Origin of the sequence: Allotamlana fucoidanivorans (genome assembly GCF_006265225.1) — a bacterium.
Taxonomy (GTDB): domain Bacteria; phylum Bacteroidota; class Bacteroidia; order Flavobacteriales; family Flavobacteriaceae; genus Allotamlana; species Allotamlana fucoidanivorans.
Genome location: NZ_VDCS01000016.1, coordinates 73,221 through 90,644, shown reverse-complemented (window position 1 = coordinate 90,644; position 17,424 = coordinate 73,221). Strand labels below are relative to the sequence as shown.

General features: G+C 35.3%; 11 protein-coding genes. 10 read left to right on the top strand and 1 reads right to left on the bottom strand.

Annotation, left to right across the window (positions count from 1 at the left end; genetic code table 11):
* Positions 1 to 126 precede the first annotated feature (126 nt).
* Positions 127 to 1,047, top strand: coding sequence for a tRNA epoxyqueuosine(34) reductase QueG (gene queG, locus FGF67_RS15425; protein WP_139698657.1), 921 nt, complete (start codon positions 127 to 129; stop codon positions 1,045 to 1,047).
* 21 nt (positions 1,048 to 1,068) lie between these two features.
* On the opposite strand, the gene FGF67_RS15420 is transcribed toward queG, so the two are convergent.
* The gene (locus FGF67_RS15420; RefSeq protein ID WP_139698656.1) at positions 1,069 to 1,383 is read right to left on the bottom strand and encodes a MotA/TolQ/ExbB proton channel family protein; all 315 of its coding nucleotides are present in this window, start codon (positions 1,381 to 1,383) and stop codon (positions 1,069 to 1,071) included.
* Positions 1,384 to 1,535: 152 nt separating this feature from the next.
* Between FGF67_RS15420 and FGF67_RS15415 the strand changes: the two genes are divergently transcribed.
* From FGF67_RS15415 to FGF67_RS15375, 9 genes are all read left to right on the top strand, one after another.
* Complete coding sequence (locus tag FGF67_RS15415; protein WP_139698655.1) at positions 1,536 to 2,225, top strand: LytTR family transcriptional regulator DNA-binding domain-containing protein; 690 nt, start codon at positions 1,536 to 1,538, stop codon at positions 2,223 to 2,225.
* Between the two features lie 98 nt (positions 2,226 to 2,323).
* On the top strand, positions 2,324 to 4,621 hold the full coding sequence (locus FGF67_RS15410) for an NADP-dependent malic enzyme (RefSeq protein ID WP_139698654.1): 2,298 nt from the start codon (positions 2,324 to 2,326) through the stop codon (positions 4,619 to 4,621).
* A 52-nt stretch (positions 4,622 to 4,673) separates the two neighbouring features.
* Entirely contained in the window at positions 4,674 to 5,255 is a 582-nt protein-coding gene (gene ruvA / locus FGF67_RS15405) for a Holliday junction branch migration protein RuvA (RefSeq protein ID WP_139698653.1), read from the top strand.
* Positions 5,256 to 5,261: 6 nt separating this feature from the next.
* Positions 5,262 to 12,551 (top strand): T9SS outer membrane translocon Sov/SprA, encoded by a 7,290-nt coding sequence (gene sov, locus FGF67_RS15400; RefSeq protein ID WP_139698652.1) that lies wholly within the window; start codon positions 5,262 to 5,264, stop codon positions 12,549 to 12,551.
* A 154-nt stretch (positions 12,552 to 12,705) separates the two neighbouring features.
* Positions 12,706 to 13,086 carry a glycine cleavage system protein GcvH gene (gene gcvH, locus FGF67_RS15395; RefSeq protein ID WP_139698651.1) on the top strand — a complete coding sequence of 127 codons (381 nt, stop codon included), beginning with the start codon at positions 12,706 to 12,708 and terminating at the stop codon, positions 13,084 to 13,086.
* On the top strand, positions 13,079 to 13,450 hold the full coding sequence (locus tag FGF67_RS15390) for a VanZ family protein (protein WP_233244101.1): 372 nt from the start codon (positions 13,079 to 13,081) through the stop codon (positions 13,448 to 13,450). The genes gcvH and FGF67_RS15390 overlap by 8 nt, the downstream gene beginning before the upstream one ends.
* A gap of 59 nt (positions 13,451 to 13,509) precedes the next feature.
* Positions 13,510 to 14,229, top strand: a complete 720-nt coding sequence (locus FGF67_RS15385) for an energy transducer TonB (RefSeq protein WP_139698649.1) — start codon at positions 13,510 to 13,512, stop codon at positions 14,227 to 14,229.
* A 187-nt stretch (positions 14,230 to 14,416) separates the two neighbouring features.
* Positions 14,417 to 15,154, top strand: a complete 738-nt coding sequence (locus tag FGF67_RS15380; RefSeq protein WP_158293233.1) for an energy transducer TonB — start codon at positions 14,417 to 14,419, stop codon at positions 15,152 to 15,154.
* Positions 15,155 to 15,275: 121 nt separating this feature from the next.
* Entirely contained in the window at positions 15,276 to 17,375 is a 2,100-nt protein-coding gene (locus FGF67_RS15375; RefSeq protein WP_139698647.1) for a gliding motility protein RemB, read from the top strand.
* The last annotated feature ends 49 nt before the right edge of the window (positions 17,376 to 17,424 follow it).

Genomic DNA, 17,424 nt, shown 5'->3' with positions numbered 1-17,424 from the left:
TTGTGGTAAGGTCAATTGTTTATAATGTTTCATCCAAAACGAATATAAATATTGAGCCTAAAATAGATGGGGCTAGCCCCATCTATTTTAAATATTCGTGTTGCACTTATTAATTGAACTTAGAAAGTGAAGAGCTACAATCATTCGAAATTTATAAAAACCGAAGCTAAGCGTCTCGGTTTTTTGTCTTGTGGTATTAGCAAAGCCCAGTTTCTTGAAGAAGAAGCACCGCGATTAGAAAAATGGTTGACAAACAACATGCATGGTAAGATGCAGTATATGGAAAATCATTTTGATAAACGTTTGGATCCTACAAAACTTGTTGAAGGTTCAAAAAGTGTTATATCCTTGCTTCTGAATTATTACCCTAATGAGACTCAAAATACTGATAGCTACAAGCTTTCTAAATATGCTTACGGAACAGATTACCATTTTGTGATTAAAGATAAACTGAGACTTTTTTTACAAAGTATCCGTGATGAAATTGGCGAGGTTAACGGACGCGCGTTTGTTGATTCAGCTCCAGTATTAGATAAAGCATGGGCCGCTAAAAGTGGTTTAGGCTGGATAGGAAAACATAGTAATTTAATTACCCAGCAGGTAGGCTCCTTTTATTTTATTGCTGAATTGATAGTAGATTTAGAGTTAGAATATGACCCGCCCACTACAGATCATTGCGGGACTTGTACAGCTTGTATTGATGCATGCCCAACACAAGCTATTACAGCACCTTATGTGGTAGATGGCAGCAAATGCATTTCGTATTTTACTATAGAGCTAAAAGATAATCTTCCAACAGCATTCAAAGATCAGTTTGACGATTGGATGTTTGGTTGTGATGTGTGTCAGGATGTTTGTCCTTGGAATCGGTTTTCGAAACCTCATAGCGAACCTTTATTTAATCCGAACCCAGAATTGCTTAACATGACTAAAAGAGATTGGGAAGACCTAACTCAAGAAACCTTTAGTAAAGTGTTTAAGAAGTCAGCGGTTAAGCGAACCAAATTTTCAGGACTAAAACGCAATATCGATTTTTTGAAAATCTAGGACATCATTGTCTATATCGGATTAGCTGAGTTTAATTTTTTTAGCTAATTGAAGTAGTAATGATATCACATAAATAACTAAGCCATAAATAGTTGTAATAGAACTCACTTTTAATCCACCAGCCATCATTTGCTGGCTAACAGCTCCCATTTGCTCAATGCCTTGAAAAGCAGAATACAAACCTATAATTTGACCTAAAATTCCGGTAGAAAGCGCTAATAATCCCACTTCCTTAGTCCACTTTGGGAATTTCAAAAATGATACAATGACACCAATTAATAAAATGGTTAATAAGGTCATAAATAATAATCCACCTTGATAAAATAAATCTAACATAATTTTTTGTTTTAAATTGATACTTCAAAAGTATGAATAACATCTGTTTTTAAGCATGTTAAAAACCGAGCTGGAGGTGTTAAATCCGATATTAAATAGGAGGCACCCACTTTCAAAAGGACATTCTTATTGAATTGTTATATTTTTGAAATATGACAAGAACTTCTATTTATAAAATTATATTTTGGTTAGTTGCGTCGCTAATTATTGCCATTTTGCTTCAAAATTCATTACCTGTATTTTGGAATGCTTGGCTTGTGGCCTTGTTTTTGTTGCCAGTTGTTTTCATTGTAAAGCATAGTATTACCAAAATAAAACCCTTAAAAGGAATAAAAAAATGGAATCGATTCTTTTTTCTTGCTATAATTACGCTGTTTTGGGGGTACCTAGCGGTTACTATTGTTTATTGGTATTTCATTGAATTAAAGGCCAATATTATAGATGAAATTTTAATTAATCCAGTTTTTATTTGGTTAGTTTTAAGCTTTTTTTTGCTGCTAGAATATGTGCTTTTTAAGAATGATTCGAGTAAAAAACGAGAAACAGTTACTATATATAGTAATAGAAAAAGAACCGTATTGCCAATAAATCAAATAGCTTTTATAGAGAGTAGAAGTGATTTTACAATAGTTATGTTAATTGACGGAAGTAACTATAAGAATACCGTAAAAATATCGGAATGGGAAAATAGGCTCCCTGATTTTTTAAGGATTCATCGGTCATTTTTGGTCAATCCGGAGTTCTCCCTACTAAAAGGAAAGGAAGTTGTGGTAAATTCTACCTGGAGCCTTACTGTTTCAAGATCTTACAAACAACAAGTTTGGCAATTTTTTAAAGCGTGATGTTGTTATAATACAAAAGCTATATCAATTTTTTAAAAGAATGACGCATACGTAGAAAGGATTATTATCTTTGTTAGTTCAGTTAAAAATCCATTTTTATGAGCGAAGAGAGTAAAAGAAGAGAGGCCCTAATTTACCATGCAAAACCAAAGCCTGGTAAGATAAAAGTAGTTCCAACAAAAAAATATGCAACTCAAAGAGATTTGTCTTTAGCGTATTCTCCTGGAGTTGCCGCCCCATGCTTAGAAATTGAGAAAAACAAGGATGCTGCTTATAAGTACACCGCAAAAGGAAATTTGGTTGCAGTAATCTCAAATGGTACCGCTGTTTTAGGGTTAGGTAATATTGGGCCGGAAGCATCAAAACCCGTAATGGAAGGGAAAGGCTTGTTGTTTAAAATTTTTGCTGATATTGATGTTTTTGATATTGAAGTAGGTACTGAAAATGTTGATGAGTTTATTCAAACTGTAAAGAATATAGCCCCAACGTTTGGAGGCATCAACTTAGAAGATATAAAAGCCCCTGAAGCTTTTGAAATTGAACGCAGGCTGAAGGAAGAACTCAATATTCCTGTGATGCATGATGATCAGCATGGAACGGCAATTATTTCTGCGGCGGCTCTTATAAATGCCGTTGAAATAGCAGGAAAGAGCATGGCAGATGTAAAGATTGTGATAAGCGGCGCTGGCGCTGCTGCCATCTCTTGTTCTCGATTATATCAAGCTTGTGGAGCAAAGAAAGAGAATATGGTGATGCTTGATAGTAAAGGGGTGATTAGAGACGATAGGGAAAATTTAACGCAAGAAAAGGCCGAATTTGCTACACATAGAAAAATAGACACACTTGATGAGGCCATGAAAGATGCCGATGTATTTATAGGACTTTCAATGGCTAATATTGTATCACCAGACATGTTATTGGCTATGGCAAACAATCCTATTGTTTTTGCTATGGCAAATCCAGATCCAGAAATAAAATATGAATTAGCAGTAGCTACGCGTAAGGATATTATTATGGCCACAGGGCGTAGTGATCATCCTAATCAGGTAAACAATGTTTTAGGGTTTCCGTTCATTTTCCGTGGTGCTTTAGATGTTAGGGCAACAAAAATCAATGAAGAGATGAAAATGGCGGCGGTAAAAGCCTTAGCTAAACTAGCCAAAGAGCCTGTTCCAGAACAAGTTAATGTGGCTTATGGGGAAACAAAATTAACCTTTGGTAAAGACTATATTATTCCTAAACCATTTGATCCAAGGCTAATTGCCGAAGTTCCTCCTGCTGTAGCTAAAGCAGCTATAGAATCTGGAGTTGCTGATAAAACAATAAAAGATTGGGAAAAGTATAAAGATTCATTACTAGAAAGGCTGGGGTCAGATAATAAACTGGTCAGACTACTTTTAAACAGAGCTAAGTTAAGCCCTAAACGCATTGTTTTTGCTGAAGCTGATCATTTAGATGTTTTGAAAGCCGCACAAATTGTTTATGAAGAGGGTATTGCTATTCCTATTCTTTTAGGAAGAAGAGAAACGATTGAGGCATTAATGGCAGAAATAGAGTTTGAAGGTGATATTGAAATTAGAGACCCTAAAACGGAAGAAGAAAACGAATGTAAAAATCGTTATGCCGAAGTTTATTGGAAGCAACGTCAACGAAGAGGGGTTACACTGTATTCTGCACAGCGCTTGATGCGTGAACGAAATTATTTTGCAGCCATGATGGTCAATGAAGGCGATGCCGATGGTTTAATTTCAGGGTATTCTCGTAACTATCCAACCGTGGTAAAACCAATGCTTGAACTTATTGGTATGGCAAAAGGGGTAAGTAAGGTTGCAACCACCAATATCATGATGACTAAAAGAGGTCCCATGTTTTTGAGTGATACCTCTATAAATATTGATCCAGACTGGAAAACACTGGCCAAAATAACACAAATGACCTCTCAGGTTATAAAAATGTTTGGACTAAACCCTGTAACCGCTATGATTTCCTATTCTAATTTTGGGTCATCAGACAACGAAAGAGCTTCTAAAGTTAGAGAAGCGGTGTCTTATTTACATAGAAATCATCCAGATATGATTGTAGATGGAGAGCTGCAGACCGATTTTGCATTAAATGATGAAATGCTTCGAGAAAAATTTCCGTTCTCTAAATTAGCTGGTAAAAAAGTTAACTCTTTGATATTCCCTAATCTAGATTCGGCAAACATTACTTATAAGCTATTAAAAGAATTACATGAAGCAGATTCTATTGGTCCAATTATGTTGGGTATGAAAAAACCTGTTCATATTTTGCAATTAGGAGCTAGTGTAGACGAAATTGTGAATATGACGGCAATAGCTGTTATTGATGCGCAGTATAAACAAGGAAATCCGAATGCAAATGCCGATAGTGAATAGATTAATATGTAAATAATTTTATTACATTTGATCGATTAACCAATTGCTATTCATGATAAATCATATTCAAGGAAAACTCACTGATAAAAATCCTACACATGTGGTTATAGATTGTAATGGAGTGGGCTATTTGTTGCATATTTCGTTACATACTTTTTCTCAAATTCCTGATGGTGAATTCCTAAAACTATATACACATCTTCAGGTTAAAGAAGATGCGCATACCTTGTATGGGTTTTCGTCTCTAGCTGAACGTGAAATATTTAGACTATTGATTTCTGTAAGTGGCATAGGTGCTAATATAGCCAGAACCATGTTGTCTTCCTTAACACCAAAACAGGTTAGAGAAGGAATCGGTACAGGTGATGTGACCTTAATTCAGTCCATTAAAGGTATTGGAGCAAAAACGGCACAACGTGTTATTCTTGATTTGAAAGATAAAATCTTAAAGATTTACGATATTGATGAAGTTTCGGTTTCAAAAGGCAATACCAACAAAGATGAAGCGTTATCTGCTTTAGAAGTTCTTGGTTTTGTTAAAAAACAGGCAGAACGTGTAGTAGATAAAATTTTGGTGGCACAACCTGATGCGGATGTAGAAACCTTGATCAAACAGGCTTTAAAAAACTTATAGAATATTTTGAACATAACTAACCGTTTATTTTATAAATCTATTAGGAAATACTTTTTTTTGGTGATTTTGTTGAGTTTCTCATGTATTTTATGGTCTCAGCAAACACCTCAGCCTAAAGACTCTGTACAAACAGGTTTTAGTTTAGGTAAAATTGATATTCCAAACCCTAATAGCATTGAGTCAAAATATACCTATGATCCCATAACAGATCGCTATATATATACTGAAAAAATAGGAAGTTTTAATATTAACTACCCTGTCATTTTAACGCCAGAAGAGTATTATGTTTTGGTTGCTAAAGAAAACGTAAGAAGTTATTACAAGCAAAAGATTGATGCTTTTGATGGTAAGAAAGATGGTGCCGAAGATGAACGTAAAAATTTGTTGCCAGAGTTTTATGTGAAATCAGGTTTGTTTGAAACCATTTTTGGAGGAAATACCATTGAGGTTATTCCGCAAGGTTCTGTTGAAATGGACTTAGGGGTGTTGTATTCAAAACAAGACAATCCATCTTTTTCTCCAAGAAACAGAAGTAATTTTACCTTTGATTTTGATCAACGCATCAGTTTAAGTTTATTGGGCAAAGTAGGCACAAGGTTACAGATTAATGCGAATTACGATACACAATCTACTTTCGATTTTCAAAACCTCGTTAAATTAGAATATACCCCAACAGAAGATGATATTGTTCAAAAAATTGAAGTAGGTAATGTAAGCATGCCGCTTAACAGTTCCTTGATTACAGGAGCGCAAAGTTTGTTTGGTGTAAAGGCACAGCTTCAGTTTGGTAAAACCACGGTTACAGGGGTGTTTTCTGAACAGAAATCACAGTCAAATACCGTGATAGCACAAGGAGGGGGTACTCTTGAAGAATTTGAGTTCTTTATTAGGGAATATGATGAAAACCGACACTTCTTTTTAGCGCAGTATTTTAGAGATACTTATGATGAAGCGCTTAAAAACTATCCGTTTATCAACAATAAAGGGTTGCAAATTACTAGACTTGAAGTTTGGGTGACCAACCGTAGCAACAGAACCGAAAATGTTAGAAATGTTGTAGCACTTCAAGATCTTGGAGAATCGGATAAATTAGGATTGCAAACACCGCCTCCTGGTTTTATTAATGTTGGTCCTGGTGCCATACCTGACAATGGTAATAATAATTTTGATCCTACAAATATTGGCGGGGCAGGCTCACAACTTACGGAGGCTATTAGAGATATAGCTACAGTGCAATCAGGTATTTTAGTATCAAATGTTAATGAAGGTTTTGATTACGCCAAACTTGAAAATGCTAGAAAACTAACGGTGGGTCAAGAGTATACTTTAAATACAGAATTAGGATACATTTCATTAAATCAAAGATTGAATAATGATGAAGTGTTGGCCGTGGCTTTTCAATATACGCTTGGCGGAAAAGTATATCAAGTAGGTGAATTTGCTAATGATGGTATTGATGCTACCAATGTTGAAACCAATCCTGATGGTAATGTAATCAACGTGGTTAACACCAACCTAGTGCTTAAAATGCTAAAGAGCAGTGTGACCAGCGTTACCTTACCTGTGTGGGATTTAATGATGAAAAACATTTATGATACGGGAGCTTATAATTTAAGTCAAGATGATTTCAAACTGAATATATTCTATAACGAGGCATCTCCATTAAATTTCATAAAACCTGTAGGAGATCAATTTGATTTAGATATTAATGGTAATCCTGTATCGGGAGGTACAAATGAAAAGGATTTACTTCAAAATGTACCTTTACTGCGTGTATTCAACTTAGATAAATTGAATTTTAATAATGACCCACAAACACGTGGGGATGGTTTTTTTGATTTTGTTCCAGGTATTACGGTAATTCCTCAAAACGGAAAAATTGTATTCACTAGTGCAGAGCCTTTTGGTGAGTATTTATTTAATGTTTTGGGAGGTGGTAATTATGAAGATATAACTTCTTTTAACCCAGATCAAGCTAAATATGTATATGATGTACTGTACAAGAGTACAAAAACAGCGGCACTCGAGGAGGTTGAAAAAAATAAGTTTAAACTAAAGGGAAGGTATAAAGCGTCTGGTGGAGATGGTATTCCAATAGGGTCTTTCAATGTGCCTCGTGGTTCTGTAAGGGTAACGGCTGGTGGGCGCGTGCTTGTTGAAGGAATCGATTATACGGTAAACTATCAGTTGGGACGTGTTCAAATTTTAGATGAAGCTTTAAAAGCCTCAAATACACCTATTGAAGTATCCACCGAGAATAATGCTGTTTTTGGGCAACAAACAAGACGCTTTACAGGCGTAAATATTGAGCATAAGTTCAATGAAAATTTTGTCTTAGGAGGAACACTGCTTAATCTGAATGAGCGACCCATAACGCAAAAGGCAAACTATGGAACCGAGTCTATTAATAATTCTATTTTTGGAATTAATGGTAACTATGCTACTAAAGTGCCTTTCCTTACTAGATTAGTTAATAAACTTCCTAATATTGATACCGATGTAGAATCTAATCTTTCGCTTAGAGGAGAATTTGCTTATTTAGCCCCCGGAGCACCAAAAGGAACCAATTTAAATGGAGAAGCCACGTCTTATATTGACGATTTTGAAGGCTCACAAAATGGTATTGATTTAAAATCGCAACTATCGTGGTTTTTATCAAGTAGACCTTTAGACTTGAACGTACCTAGTAACCCGAATGAAGATGAAAATGGCATTCAGAATGGCTACCAGAGAGCGATGTTAAATTGGTATTCTATTGATCCTATTTTTTATAGCAGCCAAAGGCCAACAGGTATTTCAGATGATGACTTATCAGGGCTTTATACCAGTCGTGTTTTTATCAATGAATTATTTCCAGATCGTGATTTAGTACAAGGGCAAACATCCGTGTTGTTCACGCTAGATTTGGCTTACTACCCTAATGAGCGAGGACCATATAATTTTGATCCCAATGCAGCAAATGGCACTATTCCCAACCCCGCAGAGAGTTGGGCGGGTATTACCAGACAAATCACATCAACAGATTTTGAACAGCAAAATGTAGAGTATATCGATTTTTGGGTGCAAGATCCGTTTCAAGGAAACCCAAATAACCCTGGAGGAAAGCTGGTATTTAATTTGGGAAATATTTCTGAAGATATTATAAAGGATGGTAAGAAGTTATATGAAAACGGATTGCCAAAAGATGGTGATATTTCTTTATTAACACCTACCAGTTGGGGAACCGTAACCCCACAAAATCAATCGTTAATTTATGCCTTTGATTCTGAAGGTCAAGAACGCATTAATCAAGATGTTGGTTATGATGGCTATAATGATCAGGCTGAAAGGGACTTTATAACAGAGAACGGTCTAGATCCAAACTATGCCTCTCTAGATGATCCCGCTAATGATAATTATGCCTATTTTTTAAATGCAGAAGGTGATATTTTTGAGCGGTATAAACGATATAACGGCGTGCAAGGAAATACGCCAGATTCGTTTTCAAATACAGACCGAGGCGCTAATACACAACCGGATGTGGAAGATATCAATCGTGATAATACCATGAACACTATTGATAGTTATTTTGAATATGAGTTAGAATTAACGCGGCAAAACTTGCCTACATCACAATCCGATTTTGAGAATCTTCCAGAAACTAACCCGTTAAAAAAGTTCTTAAGAGATTTTAAGGAAAGAGACAGGCAATTGCCAAACGGAGATGTTGCCCAAAAAGTACGTTGGTATCAGTTTAGAATTCCCGTTGAAGGTCCTCATGTAAAAGAAGTAGGCGGAATTACAGATTTAAGATCGGTAAGATTTGCAAGAATTTATTTAAAAGAGTTTCAAGAGCCAACAGTCTTTAGGTTTGGAACTTTAGATTTGGTAAGAAGTGATTGGAGACGTTTCACTTTACCACTAGATAAGAACGATCCAGATCCTGATGATCCGCAAACCGAATTTACGGTAGGAATTATAGGTACACTTGAAAATGATGGCCGTTATCAAAGTCCACCAGGTATTGAGCCAGAACGATTGTTTAATAATAATACCGTAGTAAGGCAAAACGAACAGTCATTAGTGGTGAAAGTTTGTGGACTAGAACCCGAAGATTCTAGGGGCGTTTTCAAAAACATTAATATAGACATGCGTCAGTATAAAAAGATGCGCATGTTTATGCATGCCGAAGATCAAGATAAAGCCATGGGAGGTCTTGGTGATAAGGATTTGGTTGGATTTATTAGAATGGGTAATGATTTAGTAGATAACTTCTATCAAATAGAGCTTCCTCTTCAAGTATCCACATCAACCACAAGAGATGGATTGTGGCCTACAAATAATGAAATCAATCTGCCAATAGAAATTTTAGGCAAAATTAAAGCACAAGGCATTTCAGATATGACCTTGGGTAATGAAGACCCAACGTTTTATGATGTTATTGACGGTGATATTGTTGAGGTAAGTAATCCATATTCAGGCTATGTTCTAGGGCAGCATCGTGTGGCTATAAAAGGAAATCCTAACTATGGCGATATAAGATCTTTAATGGTAGGGGTTAAAAATGCAACTACAGGAGATGAGCTGTGTGCCGAAGTTTGGTTTAATGAATTACGATTATCTGATTTAGACAATGAAGGCGGATGGGCTGCTGTGGTAAGTATGGATTCTAATGTGGCTGATTTTGCAAACGTGAGTGCAACCGGCAGACAAAGTACTTCTGGTTTTGGGTCTTTAGAACAAGGGCCAAGCCAGCGTAGTCTAGAAGATGTACAACAATATGATGTGGTAACTAATGTAAATGTAGGACAGTTGTTACCCAAAAAATGGGGGGTTCAGGTGCCTTTTAATTATGGACAAAGCGAGGAACTAATAACACCAAAATACGACCAGTTCTATAAAGATTTAACCCTCAATTCTAGATTAGATGCAGCAAATTCCAGGGAAGAAAAAGAAGTCATTCGTCAACAATCTGAAGATTATACCAAAAGACAAAGCATTAATTTTATAGGGGTTAGAAAAATTAGAACAACAGATAAGAAGCCACGTTTTTATGATGTTGAGAATTTTACATTAAACTATTCGTTTAATAAAGTAGAGCACAGAGATTTTGAAATAGAAAAGTCGGAGAATAAAATGCTGAGACTGGGAGCTAATTATGCCCATAATTTTAATTCAAAATCAGTAGAACCCTTTAAAAAGAATGATTCATTATTTATAGGTAAGTACTGGAAGATTTTAAAAGATTTTAACTTTAATCCCTTGCCTACAAGTTTTACAGTTAATACAGACTTAAACAGACAATTTAACAGACAAAAGTTTAGAGAAGTTGATTTAACAGGTGAAAACATTGCCATAGAAGAATTATTTAGAAGAAATTACACTTTTGATTTTCAGTATACCATCAATTATAACCTAACAAAGTCTTTGCAGCTTAATTTTACAGCGGCCAACAATAATATTGTAAGAAACTATTTTAAGAATAATGACTTAATCGCTGGAGAACAAGATGAAAATCTTGATGTTTGGGATGGTATACTTGATTTTGGAGATCCAAATAGGCAAAGTCAAAATTTGGGTTTAACTTATCAAATACCACTGAATAAGATTCCAATGTTTAGTTTTGTTGATGCCACCTATCAGTACAATGGTACGTTTCAATGGCAAAAAGGGTCTGATTTATTTGGTAATGTTGAGCTTAATGGAACAAGTTATGATTTAGGAAATACGGTTCAGAATTCAAATGTTCATAATTTGAATACCTCATTAGATATGAACCGTTTGTATAAATACATTGGTTTAACCAAAAAGCCTGTAACCAGAGTGCGTAGTAGAAATGCTGCTGGTGGCCCTCCAGGAGCTAACGCTAATCAAGCCAAGCCATCAAAGTCAAAGGGACAAGGCGGTAGAAAATTACTAAATGCAGGAATAGATATTTTAACCAGTATTAAAAGAATACAAGCAAATTATTCAGAAAACAACGGTACGTTTTTACCTGGTTATATGCAAACACCTGGATTTATAGGTACCTTAAAACCAACTGTCGGATTTACATTTGGTAGCCAAAGTGATATAAGATATGCAGCAGCCAAACGGGGATGGTTAACTGTTTTTCCTGAATTCAATCAACAGTATACAACCACACATACACAGCAAATTGATTTATCTGCAAGCTTGCAACCTGTCAGAGATTTAAAAATAGATGTTGTAGGTAACCGAACTTATTATAAAAACTATGCCGAAAATTATCGCGTAGACAACCTTGGTGGTACTTTGCAATACCAATCTTTAACACCAAATACCTTTGGTAATTTTAGTATTTCAAGTATCATGATTGCAACGGCGTTTGAAAAGAGTGATCAAGTATCTTCAAAGGCATTCACTGAATTTAGATCTAACAGGCTTAAAGTGGCAGAACGACTGGCCCGTGATTTTTACGGCACTGATAATTATGGGAGAGATCAAGAAGGTTATCCACTTGGGTTTGGTAAAAACAATCAGAAAGTACTGCTGCCTTCATTTTTAGCAGCCTATCAAGGTCAGGATGCAAATAAGGTTAAAACAAGAGCGCTTCGAGATGTTCCCATTCCTAATTGGGATTTAAAGTATACAGGTTTTATGAAGTTTACTTGGTTTAAGAACCATTTCCGACGGTTTTCAGTAACACATGGATATCGTTCCAGTTATAATATCAACCAATTCACAACCAATCTTAATTTAAATCTCGATCCTGATGCTAATGAGCAACCTGTTCCTGGGTTACCTTATCCCGATCAACCACAGGAGGCATTAGATCAGGCTGGTAATTACAAGAATAAAACGCTTTACAGTAATGTGAACCTAACAGAAATGTTTAGTCCTTTGGTGCGTCTTGATTTTGAAATGAAAAATTCTATCAAAATTTTAGCAGAGGTTAAAAAGGATAGGTTGCTATCGTTAAGTTTTGATAATAATTTAATGACAGAAGTTAAAGGAAACGAATTTATACTTGGTTTGGGTTATAGAATAAAAGATTTACGTATTCGATCAAAGCTGGCTGGGCCGCAAAAGCGTATTGTTAGCGATTTGAATATGAAGGCCGACGTGTCTGTACGTGATAACAAAACAATTGTAAGGTATTTAGATTTAGATAATAACCAAATAACATCAGGGCAAACCATTTGGGGTGTTAAGTATTCTGCCGATTATGCCTTCAGTAAAAATTTAACAGGTATTTTTTATTTTGATTATACGTTTTCTGAATATGCCATATCAACGGCATTCCCTCAAACTACTATACGTTCAGGAGTTACTATTCGTTATAACTTCGGAAACTAAATAGGATGTAGCGCATTGTGTTATAAAAGTGAAGTGTTTTCTGTCTTATACATTTAAATTGTATACATATGCGCTTTATTTTAGTAAATTATATATTTGATATTTGTTTCTGAATAAATACATTTGTGCATTAACGATTTTTAAAAGTATTAATATGAACATTCCATCAGAATTAAAGTATACTAAAGACCATGAGTGGGTAAAAATAGAGGGTGATATTGCAACCGTAGGTATTACAGATTTTGCACAAAGTGAATTAGGTGATATTGTTTATGTGGAAGTAGAAACCCTTGATGAAACTTTAGATGCTGATGAAGTTTTTGGAACAGTAGAAGCCGTAAAAACAGTTTCTGATTTATTTTTGCCACTTTCAGGTGAAATCATGGAATTTAATGAAGGCTTAGAAGATGAACCTGAGCAAGTAAATACAGATCCTTATGGTGATGGTTGGATGATAAAAATTAAGTGTTCAGACCTTTCACAAATTGAAGGATTACTATCTGCCGACGATTATAAAAACCTTATTGGTGCGTAAAAAAGTTATTTTATTTGCTGCCTTAGGCTATACCGGTTTTTTAGCTACAGTTAGTTTAATCAGAATAGATAACCTCCCCGACGCAGGAATTTCTTTTGCAGATAAAATATTTCACTTTTTAGCCTATGGGTTGCTAACTTTGTTATGGTTTGGTGTTTTTTCTAATAATTATAGGAAAAAAGTAGCGCTGAGGTATGCAGCAATATTTTCTGTAGGTTTTGGTATAATTATTGAGGTATTACAAAAGGTGCTCACCGAATATAGGGCACTTGATGGTTACGATATTGTAGCGAATACTTTTGGTGTTTTACTCATGTCGGGAATACTTAGTTTAAAAAATAAAGTACAGGTCAAAAACTCATAGAAACTCTTGTTTTTTTGGCAAATAAAATGTTATTTTAGCAATCTTGAAAAACACAAATTATGGAACCTAAAAAAAATCCTAAAGCTAATGTAGGACGTAACAGTTCACTTTACTTTGCTATTGGTTTAGCGTTAATGCTATTCATAACGAACTTTGCAATTAATTATAAAACATACGACAAGGAAGATATTGATATCGGGATGGTGAGTATGGAAGAAGAACTGGAAGAGGAAATTCCATTAACAGAACAAATACAAACACCGCCACCGCCACCGCCACCGCCAGCAGCTCCAGAGGTAATAGAAATTGTAGAAGATGAGGTTGAGGTTGAAGAAACCGTTATTGAGTCTACTGAGGTAGATCAGGAAACTGAAATTGTTGAAGTAGAAGAGGTTGAGGTTGTAGAAGTAGAAGAAGATATTGATGTGCCATTCTCAGTAATTGAAAATGTACCTATTTTCCCTGGTTGTGAAAAAGGAAGTAACCAAGAGAAAAGAGACTGTATGTCAAAGAAGATTTCTCAATTTGTAAATAAAAAGTTTAATACAGAGTTAGCTTCAGAGCTCGGATTGTCAGGAAGACAACGTATTAATGTGATTTTTAAAATTGACAAAACAGGATCTATCACAGGAATTAGAGCAAGAGCACCACACCCAGGTTTAGAAAAAGAAGCGGCACGTGTTATTGGTATGTTACCTAAAATGAAACCAGGTAAGCAACGTGGTAAGCCAGTGAATGTTCCTTATTCTTTGCCAATTATTTTTCAAGTACAAGACTAGTTGTCTTAAAAGCACACAAGTTTAGAAGTTTTCTAAGTAAATTATATAAAATCCCGTTACAGCCATGTAACGGGATTTCTTTTTGGTATGCTTATTGTGATTTTATCATAATATTAACATCAAAACTATAATTATTATGAGTAATCAAAGGAAAACTCACGACATCGTTCGGCAAAACGATAAAATCGTGAAAAAAGCACAAAAGCATGAAGTAAATTTACAAAAAAACTCTACCCTTTACTTTCAAATTGGTGTAATAATCTGTTTGCTTTCTACCTTCGGGTTGTTAGAAATGAAAGTTGAAACTAAAGGCGTAGTTGAATCTCCTCCACTTGAAATGGAAACCCCTCTTTATGTTGATATTCCTATAATTAAAGAGAAACGCCCTGTTATAGAAAAGCCAAAACCCGTAGAAATTATTAAGCATCCTCAAAATTTTAAACAAGTTATTGATGATGTGCCCGAAGACTTTTTTAAAGAAACATTGGTTGAGCCTAAAATTACAACCCCAGCATTAAATCCTGATGCATTGCCCGATTTTGGTGATAAACCAAGCGAACCTGAAGACGTTCCTTTTATTCTAATTCAAAATGCACCAATATATCCTGGATGTGAAAGTGCTAAGGACAACAAGGCTAGAAAAAAATGCATGTCTGATAAAATCAACAAATTAATAAGGAAGAAGTTTGATGGCTCTGAGATTGCTTCAAAGTATGGTTTAACAGGTAAGCAAAAAATAAGCGTTCAATTCAAAATTAATAAATACGGAAACGTAGAGGATATCATCACAAGATCACCTCATCCAAAACTTGATGAAGAAGCAGAGCGGGTTATTAATTTTATACCTCAAATGATACCAGGTAGTCAAAGAGATAAAAATGTTGGGGTTATTTATCATTTGCCCATTGTGTTTGAAGTACAATGAAATAGTTCAAATACGTTTAAGGTTCAAAAGCTGTCTTCATTCTAGGATGATGACAGTTTTTTTATATTGGTATTATTAAAAATATAGTATCTTTCCAACCAAATCAAACCTGCGCCACCTTATGAAGAAAGTCTTAGTACTGTTCTTATTTATAGTTCAATATCAAGCATTCTCTCAAAAGCAATATTTACCTGAGAAGCCACCAGTTTATCCAGGGTGTGGAGATGTAGGGATAGACGCCCTTCAAAATTGTTTTGATGCTAAAATTTATAATCATATCTATGAACACTTTAAAGTGCCGCAGAAGGTTTTAGATGATAAATATAAAGGCGAGGTTGTGGTGCTTTTTGAAGTTGATACCTTAGGGCATTTTAAAGTGATTTATGTTAATACGGTTTACGATGTGCTGAAAAAGGAGGTTGCTAGAGTTTTTGCCAAGTTGCCAGAAGTGCAACCAGCAACCTATAACACACGCAAAACATTCAAACAGTATTCTATACCCATAAAAATACCTCTAGTCAATCAACAAAATACCACTATGGTATTTGAAGAGGTACATCAGCAATCTAATTCAGAGCAATTAGCCAAGCAAGAGTTTGATAGCGTTTCTGCCAGTTTACAGAAATTTGAAAATAGAGCCTATACCAGCCAATTAAATATTCCGTTTACCCATAGTGATTATTCCAGATTTGATAGGCAGATGAATTTAGTAGGCACAAACAGTCATACCGCTTCAAAACCGTTCATTTATGAAGAGGTTTCAGAATATTATGACTTTAAATCTGAAAAAGAAACGTTGAAAAAGGATAAGGAATCTTGGGGCGGAAGAAAGTTGTGGAACGAGCATTTGGTTGAATTACAGGGAAAGGATTATTGGTTTACTATCGATCCCATTTTCGATTTGCAGGTGGGAAAAGATTCTGATGCCGATTTCAATACTACATATAATAATACCAGAGGGATATTGGTGCAAGGAGGTTTAGGAAAGAGGTTTAATTTTTATACCGCTTTTTTTGAAAGTCAGGGCCGATTTGCTGATTATGTGAATAGATACGCTGAAAGCTTGAAAGCCTTTGGGCCTGATCCCGCTATTATACCGGGTAGGGGGATTGCAAAACGATTTAAAACAAATTCTTATGACTATCCTGTGGCTGAAGCTTACTTGTCTTACACACCATCAAAATATTTTAATTTTCAATTTGGCCATGGTAAAACGTTTATCGGAGATGGGTATCGCTCTTTAGTTTTAAGTGATGTTGCCAGTCCGCATCCTTTTTTCAAAATCAATACTAAATTTTGGAAGATTAAATATACCAATACCTGGAAGTGGTTAAAAGATGTTAGGCCAGAAGCTGAGCAGGACAAAGCCTTTTTAACCAAATATATAGCTAACCATTATTTAAGCTGGAATGTTTCAAAACGATTAAATCTTGGTTTTTTTGAGTCTGTAATTTGGGAAAACGCAAATAACCGTGGTTTTGATGTCAACTATTTAAATCCTATTATATTTTACCGGGCTATTGAGTTTCAAACAGGACAAGGGGCTGGAAATGCCCTGTTAGGGGCTACTGCTAAGTTTAAATGGAATGACCAGATTAACATTTATGGCCAGTTTGTTCTTGATGAGTTTTCATTGAGCGATGTTAAAGGAGGCGAACGAAGTTGGAAAAATAAATATGGTTATCAGTTGGGGATCAAATATTTTGATGCCTTCAAAGTAGATAATTTGATGCTTCAATTGGAATATAACCGTGTAAGACCTTATGCCTACTCTCATAACACTATATTGCTTAATTATGGGCATAGTAATGAATCGAAAGCACATTTGTGGGGATCAAACTTTAGCGAAGCTATTTTAATTGGAAGGTATCATTATAACCGTTGGTATGCCGATGCCAAATTAATTTTTGGCGTTAAAGGATTAGATTTTAACACAGCGGATGATACCTTTAGTTATGGTGGCGATATTTATAGAGATTATAATGATCGTCCTTTTGATACAGGAGTTGAAGTAGGGCAAGGTAATAAAGTGAAGATATTTAACGGGAATCTTCAGGCTGGGTATTTGGTAAATCCAGCCTCCAACTTAAAAGTGTTTGCAGATATTACCGTAAGAGATTTTAATCCTGAAGCAACCACCGTTGACACCTTTAATAATAGTACCGTTTGGTTTAACTTTGGAGTAAGAACAGATCTGTTCAATTGGTATTTTGATAATTAATGTTATGCAGAGCTTAGCGAAGAATCTTTAGTTTAAGTTCAACCTTTAT

What these genes read in the sequence shown, in the direction of transcription:
- FGF67_RS15420 (WP_139698656.1), bottom strand. Translation starts at nt 1,383, where the DNA reads ATGTTAGATTTATTTTATCAAGGTGGATTATTATTTATGACCTTATTA.
- FGF67_RS15410 (WP_139698654.1), top strand. Translation starts at nt 2,324, where the DNA reads ATGAGCGAAGAGAGTAAAAGAAGAGAGGCCCTAATTTACCATGCAAAA.
- ruvA (WP_139698653.1), top strand. Translation starts at nt 4,674, where the DNA reads ATGATAAATCATATTCAAGGAAAACTCACTGATAAAAATCCTACACAT.
- FGF67_RS15385 (WP_139698649.1), top strand. Translation starts at nt 13,510, where the DNA reads ATGGAACCTAAAAAAAATCCTAAAGCTAATGTAGGACGTAACAGTTCA.
- FGF67_RS15375 (WP_139698647.1), top strand. Translation starts at nt 15,276, where the DNA reads ATGAAGAAAGTCTTAGTACTGTTCTTATTTATAGTTCAATATCAAGCA.
- gcvH (WP_139698651.1), top strand. Translation starts at nt 12,706, where the DNA reads ATGAACATTCCATCAGAATTAAAGTATACTAAAGACCATGAGTGGGTA.
- FGF67_RS15415 (WP_139698655.1), top strand. Translation starts at nt 1,536, where the DNA reads ATGACAAGAACTTCTATTTATAAAATTATATTTTGGTTAGTTGCGTCG.